8 protein-coding genes, 1 tRNA gene and 2 rRNA genes (1 of these 11 running past the window's edge) are annotated in these 12600 nt (G+C 54.9%); 7 read left to right on the top strand and 4 right to left on the bottom strand.

Features of this window, described 5'->3' with window-relative positions:
* From K0H63_RS19820 to K0H63_RS19805, 4 genes are all read left to right on the top strand, one after another.
* Positions 1 to 1058, top strand: a 23S ribosomal RNA gene (locus K0H63_RS19820) (it extends 1836 nt beyond the left edge of the window).
* Between the two features lie 124 nt (positions 1059 to 1182).
* Positions 1183 to 1298 (top strand): 5S ribosomal RNA (gene rrf / locus K0H63_RS19815).
* 23 nt (positions 1299 to 1321) lie between these two features.
* Positions 1322 to 1398, top strand: a tRNA-Asp gene (locus tag K0H63_RS19810).
* 201 nt (positions 1399 to 1599) lie between these two features.
* On the top strand, positions 1600 to 2862 hold the full coding sequence (locus K0H63_RS19805; protein ID WP_220066180.1) for a mechanosensitive ion channel family protein: 1263 nt from the start codon (positions 1600 to 1602) through the stop codon (positions 2860 to 2862).
* Here K0H63_RS19805 and K0H63_RS19800 read toward each other — a convergent pair.
* The 4 genes from K0H63_RS19800 to K0H63_RS19785 all read right to left on the bottom strand — a co-directional run bounded on the left by K0H63_RS19800 (position 2852) and on the right by K0H63_RS19785 (position 6517).
* Positions 2852 to 3475 carry a LysE family translocator gene (locus K0H63_RS19800; protein WP_220066179.1) on the bottom strand — a complete coding sequence of 208 codons (624 nt, stop codon included), beginning with the start codon at positions 3473 to 3475 and terminating at the stop codon, positions 2852 to 2854. The genes K0H63_RS19805 and K0H63_RS19800 overlap by 11 nt on opposite strands.
* Positions 3476 to 3537: 62 nt before the next feature.
* The gene (locus K0H63_RS19795; RefSeq protein WP_220066178.1) at positions 3538 to 4113 is read right to left on the bottom strand and encodes a lysophospholipid acyltransferase family protein; all 576 of its coding nucleotides are present in this window, start codon (positions 4111 to 4113) and stop codon (positions 3538 to 3540) included.
* 43 nt (positions 4114 to 4156) lie between these two features.
* On the bottom strand, positions 4157 to 4918 hold the full coding sequence (locus K0H63_RS19790) for an NRDE family protein (protein ID WP_220066177.1): 762 nt from the start codon (positions 4916 to 4918) through the stop codon (positions 4157 to 4159).
* 72 nt (positions 4919 to 4990) lie between these two features.
* A complete protein-coding gene (locus K0H63_RS19785; RefSeq protein ID WP_220066176.1) occupies positions 4991 to 6517 on the bottom strand; it encodes a ZIP family metal transporter in 1527 nt (508 codons plus the stop codon).
* Between the two features lie 193 nt (positions 6518 to 6710).
* On the opposite strand from K0H63_RS19785, the gene K0H63_RS19780 reads away from it, so the two are divergent.
* The 3 genes from K0H63_RS19780 (at position 6711) to K0H63_RS19770 (ending at position 12590) form a co-directional block, all read left to right on the top strand.
* Positions 6711 to 7307, top strand: coding sequence for a YhgN family NAAT transporter (locus K0H63_RS19780; RefSeq protein WP_011761732.1), 597 nt, complete (start codon positions 6711 to 6713; stop codon positions 7305 to 7307).
* A 110-nt stretch (positions 7308 to 7417) separates the two neighbouring features.
* Positions 7418 to 9535, top strand: coding sequence for an MGH1-like glycoside hydrolase domain-containing protein (locus tag K0H63_RS19775; protein ID WP_258405620.1), 2118 nt, complete (start codon positions 7418 to 7420; stop codon positions 9533 to 9535).
* Between the two features lie 235 nt (positions 9536 to 9770).
* Complete coding sequence (locus K0H63_RS19770; protein WP_220066174.1) at positions 9771 to 12590, top strand: immune inhibitor A domain-containing protein; 2820 nt, start codon at positions 9771 to 9773, stop codon at positions 12588 to 12590.
* The last annotated feature ends 10 nt before the right edge of the window (positions 12591 to 12600 follow it).

Raw genomic sequence — 12600 nt, 5'->3', positions numbered from 1 at the left:
AGGTTAATTGATTGGGTTATCGCAAGAGAAGCTCATGATCGAAGCCCCGGTAAACGGCGGCCGTAACTATAACGGTCCTAAGGTAGCGAAATTCCTTGTCGGGTAAGTTCCGACCTGCACGAATGGCGTAATGATGGCCACGCTGTCTCCAGCCGAGACTCAGTGAAGTTGAAATTGCGGTGAAGATGCCGTATACCCGCGGCTAGACGGAAAGACCCCGTGAACCTTTACTATAGCTTGGCACTGAACATTGACCCTACATGTGTAGGATAGGTGGGAGACTTTGAAGCGGGAACGCCAGTTCTCGTGGAGTCAACCTTGAAATACCACCCTTGTAGTGTTGGTGTTCTAACCTCGGTCCATGAATCTGGACTAGGGACAGTGCCTGGTGGGTAGTTTGACTGGGGCGGTCTCCTCCCAAAGAGTAACGGAGGAGCACGAAGGTTGGCTAAACACGGTCGGACATCGTGTGGTTAGTGTAATGGCACAAGCCAGCTTAACTGCGAGACAGACACGTCGAGCAGGTACGAAAGTAGGTCATAGTGATCCGGTGGTTCTGCATGGAAGGGCCATCGCTCAACGGATAAAAGGTACTCCGGGGATAACAGGCTGATACCGCCCAAGAGTTCATATCGACGGCGGTGTTTGGCACCTCGATGTCGGCTCATCACATCCTGGGGCTGAAGTCGGTCCCAAGGGTATGGCTGTTCGCCATTTAAAGTGGTACGCGAGCTGGGTTCAGAACGTCGTGAGACAGTTCGGTCCCTATCTGCCGTGGGCGTTGGAAGATTGAGGGGGGTTGCTCCTAGTACGAGAGGACCGGAGTGAACGAACCGCTGGTGTTCGGGTTGTCATGCCAATGGCATTGCCCGGTAGCTACGTTCGGAATCGATAACCGCTGAAAGCATCTAAGCGGGAAGCGAGCCCCAAGATGAGTCTTCCCTTGGACCTTGAGTCCACTGAAGAGCCGTCCGAGACCAGGACGTTGATAGGCAGGGTGTGTAAGCGTTGTGAGGCGTTGAGCTAACCTGTACTAATGACTCGTGCGGCTTAACCATACAACCCAGATGGGTTTCAGATGGTGTAGATAGTCTTGAAGAGACCAGACTTGATTGAAGTGATAACTCAAACAGCTTTCTAAATTGCATGTTCTTGCTGAGAAGCGGGGACATAACGAATTTGTCTGGTGACAATAGCGCTCTGGTCCCACCTGATCCCATTCCGAACTCAGTAGTGAAACGGAGCAGCGCCGATGGTAGTGTGGGGTCTCCCCATGTGAGAGTAGGTCATTGCCAGACGCCTAATTTGGGCCTAGCCCAAAGGAGCGGTAGTTCAGTTGGTTAGAATACCGGCCTGTCACGCCGGGGGTCGCGGGTTCGAGTCCCGTCCGCTCCGCCAACTTAAGACGAAAGCCTCTGCAGCAATGCAGAGGCTTTTTTCGTTATGGCGCCTTTCTGACTTACGTCTTTCTGATTTTTCCCGTATAGCCCCTTCCAGTCCTTCGACACCTCTGTTTGTCTGATTTTGTGTTCCGTCATCCGTCGTGCGCGGTTTGAATGTTACACTCGGGTTTTATTGAATATTTGCCGGGATAAGACAGTGGATCAGGAATACAGAAACGAACTGGTGAATTGGCTGACTTCGATGGGACTGCGGCCAGAGGACTCGCAGGGGATCTCTATGATTGCCATGTTGGGTGTCTCCCTCATTATTGCTGCAATTGCTTATCTGATAATTCGTCGTGGCGTAGTGAAGGCCATGAACCTGGTCATCCAGCGTTCCAGTGTGACCTGGGATGATGTGTTCATGAAGTACAAGGTACTGGAAAAGCTGTCCATGCTGGTACCTGCCATGGTGCTGGATTTATTGCTGCCCATAGTGTTGGCTGAGCACAAACTGGCGGCAAATCTGGCCGATCGGCTTATCAATGTCGCCCTGGTAATACTGCTTATCAGGGCCATTTACTCGGCGCTGGACGCAGTGAATGAAATCGCAGAAATCCGGGATGTGAGCCGTCGTTTACCGGTAAAAAGTGTGGTGCAGCTGATAAAGCTGTTCCTGTTCTTTGTTGGGGTGATTATCGGCATCTCGGTGCTGGCCGATCAATCTCCGGTCATCTTCCTTTCTGGTTTGGGTGTGGCAACCGGTTTGGTGATGTTGGTGTTCAAGGACACCATCCTGGGCTTTGTGGCGGGTATACAGCTTGCCGCCAACCGTATGGTGAGCAAGGGTGACTGGATCCAGATGGACAAGTACGGCGCAGACGGTGCGGTGGAAGAAGTATCACTCACTACGGTGAAGGTGCGTAACTGGGACAATACCCTGACCATGATCCCTGCCTATGCTCTGGTCTCAGACGCCTTCCGTAACTGGCGAGGTATGTCTGAGTCAGGGGGGCGTCGTATCAAGCGGGCGCTGAATATCGACATCAACAGCATACGTTTTCTGACCGAGGAAGACAGGGTACGACTGTCACGCATCAATTATCTGAAAGATTATTTGCCCCGTAAGATAATTGAAGTCACAGAAGCCAACGCGGGGATTGCCGATATCGACGTGCCTGTAAACGGCAGACGCCTGACCAATGTGGGCACCTTCCGGGCTTATTTAACTGAATATTTGCGTCATCACGACAAGGTGCACAAGGATATGACTTTGATGGTACGCCAGCTGGCGCCCACCACAGAAGGTCTGCCATTGGAGCTTTATATCTTCACCAACGACACCCGCTGGGTGGTTTATGAGGGCATCCAGGCAGACATTTTTGACCATATCTTTGCGATTCTGCCGGAGTTTGGTTTGACGGCATTCCAAAATCCCACCGGGGAAGATATTCGCAGTTTGCGGCCGGTTAATTCTTGATAGCCAGCAGGGCGGCGAGGCTGACAAAGACGCCGCCACTGGTTCTGTCGAACCAATGCAGACGATGGCTGGCACTCAGTTTGGGTGCCAGCAAGCTGGCAAGACTGGCGTAAATCATCACAAAACTGAAGTCCACTATCGCCCAGCTTCCCGCCAGTATCGCCAGCTGTGGCCCCTGAGGGGCACCAACATCGATAAACTGCGGAAACAGCGCAGCGAAAAACAGCAGGTCTTTGGGATTGCTTATTCCCACCAGAAACGCCTGTCGAAACAGATCCCTTCCCCGCCCCTTTCCTTTTGGAGACTCAAGCCTGAAATCGCTTGGTTGCGGCTTGGTCAGCAGCAGTCTTATTCCCAGATACAAGAGGTAAGTGGCACCGCACCATTTGAGCAGCACAAAACCGTATTCGGTCGCGGCCAGCAGTGCGCCCAGCCCCGCCGCAGATGCCAACATCAGACACAGGGCGGCCAATACACTGCCCAGTGCTGTGGCGAGAGCGCGCCTTTTACCAAAGTGCATGCCGTGGGACATGGACAGCATAGCCATGGGACCCGGGGAAATGGCAATCAGCACAATGGCGGCAAGGTAGAGTAGAAAGGTATCCAGACTCATGGGATTGTATACAAAAAAGCGGTTGGCCGAACTATAGCCAGTTCGGCCACCGCAGGCAAAGGCTATTTACCGCCCTGGTCCTTTTCTGAGGGCACATAATCCGGAATCTGTTTGGGAAAGCGGCCCTTGATGCCACGATAAAATGCGATGATGGCATCCATATCGGCCTGCATATCGCCTGTGGTAGCTCTGGCCGGCCCCAGCACGACCGTACGCTCGGCAAAATCCAGCCCCACGGTGACGATAGGCACCTTGGCCTTGACGGCAATATGGTAAAAACCGGTCTTCCAGCGGCTCACCTTACTGCGGGTACCCTCAGGTGCCAGTGCCAGTTTAAAGTTCTTGTCTTCTTCAAACAGGGCGCTTACCGCATCCACCAGGTTGTTGTTTTTGCGTCTGTCCACCGGACTGCCGCCGATGGCGCGGAAAAACCAGCCCCAGGGTGGAATGAACAGCTGATGTTTACCCAAAAAGTGAATGCGCTCGCCCAGGGCACCGCGGGCCATTACGCCCACGATAAAGTCCCAGTTACTGGTGTGTGGCGCAACGGTGATGATGTAACTGGGCAGGGCGGGTAGCTCACCCTCGAAGCGCCAGCCGGTGAGTTTCATCAGCAAGCGGCAAAAAGCATTAAACATGATGTGAGTTCTTGTTGTTGGTTTTCAAAGATTTTAGCGTTAATCAGCGTTCGCTGCCTATGGTAAAGCGATCTGTGCCCAGAATTCGCCCTTTGCCATCGTACCTCACCTCGGTGAATTCCTGCTTACCTGCATTATCGACGAGCAGCAGGCTGGTTGAGCGGGTGCCGTATTCCTCATGGCGGATGTAGATGGATGACAGGCGCCGCTCCCATTCGAGGCTGACTCCGGTCTGTGGCAGGTTGCTGTCGTCGGGTTTGGATTCGTCCCTCATCATCTCCAGCAGCAGAGCTTCATCCGGTTTCCCCGGTTTGGCGGACAGGGTTTCCAGCGCCCGCTGTCCGCTGGACATCTTGGGCCAGATATCGTCCATGGCGCCATTGCTGATGGCGTGACAGCCGGGCGCCAACTCGGTCAGTTCCTGCTTCAGACTGTTGAAACAATAGAAACGCTGACCTTGGCCAAAGACCAGGTTGAACGGATTGTAATTGGCCGAATGGGCCATCAGCCAGGGGGCAAAATTGTTGGGGTCTTGCAGGTATCTGGGGATGAGTTCGCCCCGACTGGCACGGTTGTCGCTGTGGTGCTGAGGGCTGCGAATATTGGTTAGTGCGGCCATCCTTCCTTGCCTGTGGCTACCAAGCCAGGTACCGCCAGCCAATAAGTCCTGACCGGCCAGAATCTGATTATCGGAAGCCCAAAAGTGTGCCGGTGCCGTGGGTCTGTGGTGAAATTCATCCCGGTTGGCGCAGAGGATCAACGGGTAATCGGGGTTTACCCCAAGGGCCATAAAAAGAATGCACATAGGCAATGATGGTTAGTCGATGATTTCAGTCAGCCTACCCAGCATTGCCCTCTTTGAACAGTCTTTTCAGTGTCAGTGATGGTGATGCCCGTGTGGATGATGATGGGCTTTGGCCTCGCGTCCATGCCACAAACGACGCAAAAATTTACGCGGGCCAAGGCGCATCAGGCTGGCGGCAAACAGCAGTGCCAGCAGTGCCATGGCGACCCATTCCACATCGTGTGGCAGATGGAAGAGCGGCGATGCCTCTGGTGCCAATGTTGCGCCGACAACCAGAAGAGCGCCAAGCAGTGCCAGCGCACCCACCTTAATGGGAAGCGACATCACAGACAGTTGTCGCAGGCTTAGCCAAGGCGCTGCAAGCAAGGCGAGTAATACAGCCGGTGCTGACCAGCCACTGAATGCCAGCGACATGGCAAGGACAGCGCCTCCCAAATTGCAAAAACGCATGGGCAAGAGCACCACCACCAGCACAGCTGCCTGCAGCCAGGGATTGGCAAGAGGAACAGATGGGTGACCGATAAGATTGGCGAGCACCAGGCTCAGCAGCACCCAGGGGGCACTGCGGTCGACCAGATGGCTGAATCCAAACGCCAACGCCTTATTAGGGGTTTTCCCGTGGGGATCGACAGGCTTAACTTCTGCCATGCTGAACACAGTGCCGAGCAGCAATAACCCCACTGCCTGGGCCAGTGCATACACAGTGCCAAGCATCCAGGCTGTCACCACCAGGGCTTCGGGCCCAGCGAGGCGTTGCAGCCAGGCCATGGCGGTATTTGATGTGCCCGGCTGTATGCCGAATCGAAACCTGAGTGCGGCAACGGCGTACGCCAATAAAATTGCCGGTGAAAGCTGCATCAACCAATGCAGTAGTTGGTCACTGCCATGATGCTCGTGGTCGTGGCCGCCATCGGCTACCGCCAGCAGTACAAACAGCAGTGCCATGCCCAGCAGGCTGCCAATACCGGCCTGGTATTCGTGGCGATTGTCATCGTTTGATGACTCACCATGGGGTTGATGTAACACCACGTGCAATATGGAGCCGGTAACAAAGGCTTGCAGATAAACGGTGTTTTCGAGACTCAGTTGCTCGATGATATGGGCGCCGCCAAAGTATCCCAGCGCGGTCAGCAGCATCATGCAAAGCAGTATGGCCAGGGTCCAGCGGGCGCCTATTTGCGGCTTGAGCAGCCACCAGATTGCCAGTCCCACAGGTAGCCGGTGCAATACCACGCCCAGGGCCAGCAACGCTGTGCCATTCCCCTGACTTGCCAACACCATGGCGCCGCCATCTGTGATGGTGTGCAGCATCAGGCCACCGATGCCCAGCACCAGGGTCAGGTTATGGGTCAATTCGGAATAGCGATGAAATAATTTTTCACTGGCTGTGGGCCCCCAAAGGCCCAGTACCACAAACAGCAGTGACAACACGCCACCGTGTGCCAGCAGCTCGGGCAAAATGTGGATAAGCACCAGGCCGCCGAGAGAAACAAAGATAAAGCCGTCCAGCCCCTTCTGCAGCCCATTGCCGTTGGCAATCAGGCGATAACACAGAGGGCCCAGGAGAAGGGCGATGCAGCTGGCAAGCAGATAGAACATGGGTTTCCGGTGCGGTGTGAAAAACGCTGTAGTATACCAGTTGTGCCGTAAATGAGCAGTGTTCTGTCAGTAATTTACCATCTGCTTCACAATGGTCGGCGAGCCTTGCCACAAATGTTAAATTTCCAAGTGGTATTCGCTAAAACGCAGTACACTAAGCAAAGTTTTTGGGCCAGCAGCGAATCTTTCAGTCATGGATATTTTTTCCGCCGCCGTAATGTTGTTTTTGATTATGGATCCTCTGGGCAATCTGCCCATATTTGCCTCTATTTTGCGGCATATCGATCCGAAAAAACGTCGTAAGGTGTTGATCCGTGAACTCCTGTTTGCGCTCGTCATCATGCTGATGTTCCTGTTTGCCGGTGAGGCCATACTCAACTTCCTCAATCTGCGTTCCGAGTCTGTGAGTATCGCCGGGGGCATTATCCTGTTCCTGATTGCCATTAAGATGATTTTCCCAAGCCCCGGTGGTGTGACTGGCCTGCCTGCGGGCGAAGAGCCCTTTATTGTGCCCATGGCAATACCGCTGATGGCCGGCCCCTCGATTCTGGCGGCATTGATCCTGCTGGCCCACACCGACAGCAGCCGTATGTTGGACTGGACCATAGCTCTGGTGTCTGCCTGGGGCGTGAGTGCTTTTATTTTGATGTTTTATAAAGGCTTTACCCGAATTCTCGGTGAAAAGGGTCTTACCGCCGTTGAGCGTTTGATGGGCATGGTGCTGGTGATGATTTCGGTGCAGATGTTCCTCGATGGCGTGGCCAACTACCTCAATAAATCGGTCAGCTAAAACCCCTCCTTGCCAGTGGCAGGTGGGAATGCGATTATCTGGATATTGTATCCAAATAAATAAAACCTATGTATTCCTGCCTGTTACTTTGTGCCCTGGGGTTACCCGGGGTGGATCTTCTGCCTTATCAAGGTGTGCCTGACTCTGCAGAGTCCCGGGATGCCCGCGGTAATCTGAGTATTCCGGCTGTGTATACCGACAGGGGCGCCTGGCATGGCTTCCATCTGCCGGACGAGCGCCATGCAGGCAGTTTTCCCGGCCCGCTTATCATTGCCCAGGAGTACAGCCTGCATCTGGCTTCCGCCTTTGAAGCGGTCAGCATTACCCGGGACGGAACGCCTCTGCCTGGAGAGCAGGCCCAGCTTCAGACCCAGAGCCTGCCATGGGGGTTATTTCAGCGGCTGCGCTGGCCGGGGACTGAACTTGAAATGTCCCTCGAATACGTTAATAGCCGTACCGCCATAGTCACCACCAAGGTGAGCAATATTGGCACTGAGCCACAAACCCTGACGCTTGAGTGGCACGGTGCCCCCTTTGATACTCACAATTCACAGCCGCTTACCCGATCGTCGCAGTTACAGCAAACGGCATCCGGGCCCAGACTAAGCTGGTCACTGCTACCGGCAAGGGATACCTGGAATCGCCTTATCGATGGGGCCTCGTATCGGCTGGATTTTGAGGGAGCCCGGGAGGCCTCGCTGGAAGCTGACAAGGGCTATCGCGTAAAAACTGAAGTTCATCTGCCGCCAGGTGAAAGTCACGATTACCGTACCGCCCACAGTTACTTCCATACAGCAGAGGAAGCCGTTGCCGGCAACTTGGTATGGGCAGATGTCGAGCCTGCAGTGAGCGATAATCGTGCGCGCTGGCAGCATCGCTTCGACCAGCTGGTACCGTCCGGTGACCCGGCACTCGACAGGGCTGCCGCCAAGGCCGTCATGACCCTCGCCCACAATTGGCGCTCTGCGGCAGGTGCATTGCAGCGGGATGCAGTTACGCCTTCCATCACCTACAAGTGGTTCAATGGTGTGTGGGCCTGGGACAGCTGGAAGCAGGCGGTGGCGCTGGCAAGATTCGATACGGCACTGGCAAAGTCGAATGTTGAGGCCATGTTCGACTATCAATTCAACGCGGATGATCCTGTCAGACCCCAGGATGCCGGTAATCTTCCCGATGCCATTTTCTATAATCTGGGGCCTGAACGCGGTGGTGATGGCGGCAACTGGAACGAGCGTAATGGCAAACCGCCACTCGCTGCCTGGGCCGTCTGGGAGATATACGCTCGGGCGCCCAATCTGGATTTTATCAGGCGCATGTATCCCAAACTGGTGGCGTATCACAACTGGTGGTATCGCAACCGGGATCATAATGGCAACGGCCTGGCCGAATACGGCGCCAATGCCCATTCCGCTCATATCCATCATGGCAAGGCCAACTCCAAAGCCATCCTTGAGGCTGCGGCATGGGAGTCGGGGATGGACAATGCGCCCCGATTTGATGAGCGCGACAATCTCAAAGTACTCGAAAATCGCGCCGCCGATGGCCAGCTGCTGGGGTATTCCCTGAGCCAGGAAAGCGTGGATCTCAATGCCTATCTTTTTGCGGAAAAGCACTTTTTGGCCAAGCTTGCCGATGCCCTTGGGGATGATGTAGTGGCCACTCGTTGGCGCTCTGAAGCCGATACATTGGGCAAACTGATTCGGGAGCAGATGTGGGATGAATCCACCGGGTTCTTTTATGACCTCGATAGCCTGACGGGTAAGCCACTGCTCGGCAGCGGTAAAGGGGTTGAAGGCTGGATCCCGCTGTGGGCCGGTGTCGCGACCCAGCAGCAGGCCAATGTGATGATAGAGCGCCAATTGTCGGTAGACACCTTTGGTACCCTGATCCCCTTTCCCACCGTGAGTGCAGACAACCAGGCTTTTGCGCCCAGCAAATACTGGCGCGGCCCTGTATGGCTGGATCAGCTGTATTTTGCGCTGGCAGGACTGGAAAGATACGGTGCAGAAGATCTGGTCAAAGCCCTGGCGAAGCGGCTCTTCATCCGGGGACAGGGAATATTGGACCAGTCACCGATACGGGAAAATTACCATCCGCTGACGGGTGAGGGTCTCCATGCCACCAATTTCAGCTGGTCGGCATCGGTTATTTTACTGGCGCATCAACAATGGCTGGTTGAAGCGGCCGGGCAACCAACGCCATCTCAAGTACAATCCACGAAGAAGTGAGCCGAAATTGCTGAATCTTCCCTGAATGGCTTGCAGATATCGGCCTGCGAGGATTGAGACAAATTGGGGGTGCTGTTAATGTTCTGTTCCCAAGCTGTTGCTTTGTTGGTTGTGCCCCTGGGTCTGTACCGCACCCGGACATGCCGGGGGGCAGCTACTACAATTGGAACATTCCCTGATGTTTCGGGGTCGAAGTAAAAGGTCGTCACAGCCCGGCCGGAAAGGAAGGTTATCAATGGTCAAACGATTTAATACGCCCAAGCTCTGTGCCTTGGGGATTCTGCTGGCGCTGGCCGGTGGTCAGGCGCTGGCGGCGCCCGCCATGGGCTCACCGGCAGACAGTGGCGTTATCAATAAAGAGCGCGTGCTTTACTGGCTTATCAAGCGTGGTGAAATTGCCGAAGATGCCAGTGACGAAGCCAAAGCCGCTGCCGTGGCCGCCTTCGTGGCCCGGGCCAAATCGTCCACACCCGCGATGGAGCAAATCAAAGCTCAGGAGCAAAGCCTTGCCAGTAAGGCTCGCTATGCTCAAAAGCTGCGCAGCCAATACCTGCAGGTGGATGATGCCGATGTCACCAAAACCGTTAAGGTACTTGGTGTGTTGGTGGATTTTCCGGATCTGCCCTACAACGATAACCGTCTGACAGCCGGTGATACCGACATGTATTACACCAGCTATCCGGCGATTCATTATTCCCAGCTGCTGTTTTCTGCTTCGGGTTTTACCGGACCGTCCAATCAGACGTTGATTTCCGGGTTTCAATATTTCCAGCAGGCCTCCGGCAACACATTTTTCTTTACCGGTACCGTGCGAGACTGGGTGCGGGCAGACAACAACGCCGCTTACTATGGCGGTAACGACCCCAGCAACGAAGACAACGACAAGGCCGTGCCTGAGTTGGTACTGGAGGCTGTAACCAAGGCCGTTGTAGGGATGAGCGCCTCTGAGCTCGCCAGCTATGACGTGGAAGACCCATACGATATCAACGGTAACGGCAACCTCAACGAGCCAGACGGCATTATCGACCACATCATGCTGTTCCATTCCAGCATCGGTGAAGAGGCCGGTGGTGGCGTACTTGGCGCCGATGCCATTTGGTCTCACCGTTTCTTCCTCAAGAGCGATCCCTCTGCATACGGCAAGGCTATTCCTGGCACCAACCTGAGAGCCTATGGCTACACAGTGCAGCCAATAGATGCCGCTGCAGGGGTGTGCACTCACGAGTTTGGCCATGATCTTGGTCTTCCCGATGAATACGACTACGACCCGGACGGGGAGGGTTCACCTGTGGGCAGCTGGTCACTGATGTCAGGCGGCAGCTGGACAGGTGTGGTGGCCGGGTCTGAGCCGGTGGGCTTCAGTCCTTATGCGCGCTCGTTCCTGCAGCGCGAATACAAGGGGAAATGGGTTAAGGAACAGGAAATCAGCCTTGATAGCCTCAACTCTGCCGGTACCGATTTCAATCTGGTGGAAGGGGTCAATGCCAACGGGGTTAACCAGCTGTCACTTAAGGTGCCCAGCGAGCCACTGCCGTTCAAAGCGCCCTATGCCGGCGACTATCAGTACTACTCCAATCAGGGGCATAAGCTGAACAATGCCATGTCCTTCAACGTAACTCTGCCGGTGGTGGATTCCCTCACGTTGAAAATGCGCGCCCACTGGGATATCGAGTTCGACTTCGACTATATGCAGGTGCAGGTGGATGGTACGCCCATTCCGGGCAACCACACCAAGGCCACCAGTTATTACGAGGCAGGACGCAATGTTATTACCGGTAGCTCCGCCAATATTGCCGGAAACGAAGGCCCGAACCACTGGGTTGAACTGACTTACGATCTCAGCGCTTACAAGGGCATGAGCAAGCAGATCAGCATAGTGTACAAAACCGATGAGTTTGAAGGGGGATACGGTATTGCCATCGACAATCTGTCTATCGTGTCCAGCAGCGAAACCCTGTACAGCGACGATGCCGAAACCAGCGACAAGATGATGTTGGCAGGCTTTGTTCGCACCACGGATACCCGTCCGGGCAATGACCGCCGCTACCTGATCCAACTGCGCAGCCAAAACGGTATCGACAAGGGGCTGGCAAGCCACGGGTACAGTCCGGGTGTCGTGTTATGGTTTGAAAATTTCGATTACAGCGACAACAACACCACAGAGCACCCCGGCTATGGGCTGATTGGGGTGGTGGATGCGGATCAGAACTTGATTGGTACCCGTGGCACAGATGTGCAAATTCGCGATGCGGCCTTCAGTACCCGTCAGCAAACTGCCTATGCCGGTGATACCAACCTAAGTCCGGTGAGTTTGTTCGATGATTCACTGGATTACAGTGCGCCGCTCAAGCCCCAGGCGGGGATGATTTTGCCTGAGCTCGGCCTGACCATGGAAGTTATCCAACTGGCCGCCAATAACAGCACAGCGACTGTACGACTGAAGAAACACGACGGCAGCGTGCCTGAGCCAACTGATCTCAAGGTCAGCATCGGCGTAACCTTCTCCGGTGCGACTGCGAACTTTACCAGCACTGTCACAGGTGGCGACGGTAACTACAGCTACTTCTGGGACTTTGGCAATGGTGCCAGCTCTACCCAGGCCAACCCAAGTTACACCTATGGCAATACAGGAACCTATGAGCTGAGCCTGACGGTGACCGATGGCAAAGGTGTTGGGGTGATTGTGACTCAGCAATTGTCGGTAACTGTACCCCTCACTGCGAGTTTCACTCAGAGCGTGAGCCAGTTGACCGTCAGTTTTACCAACAACAGCAGTGGTGGTGATGGAAACCTCAGCTACGCCTGGAGCTTCGGTGATGGCCAAAGCAGCACCGCTGCCTCCCCAAGCCACACCTATGCCGCCGCGGGCAGCTACACGGTGACCCTAACTGTGACCGATGGCAAGGGGGTTTCTGCTACCCGCAGCGCCAGCGTAACCGTTAGCGCACCGGCGGTGACGCCATCAGACGGTGGTTCTGGTGGTGGTGGCAGCCTGGGCTGGTTAGCCACGCTGGCACTGGTTGTTGCCGGTATGGTAAGACGCAGACAAGCCTGAAGTAAAAAAC

The organism is Shewanella zhangzhouensis (assembly GCF_019457615.1).
Lineage (GTDB): Bacteria > Pseudomonadota > Gammaproteobacteria > Enterobacterales > Shewanellaceae > Shewanella > Shewanella zhangzhouensis.
Note: the sequence above shows the minus strand (reverse complement) of the source record. Positions and strands in the feature narration are given on the sequence as shown.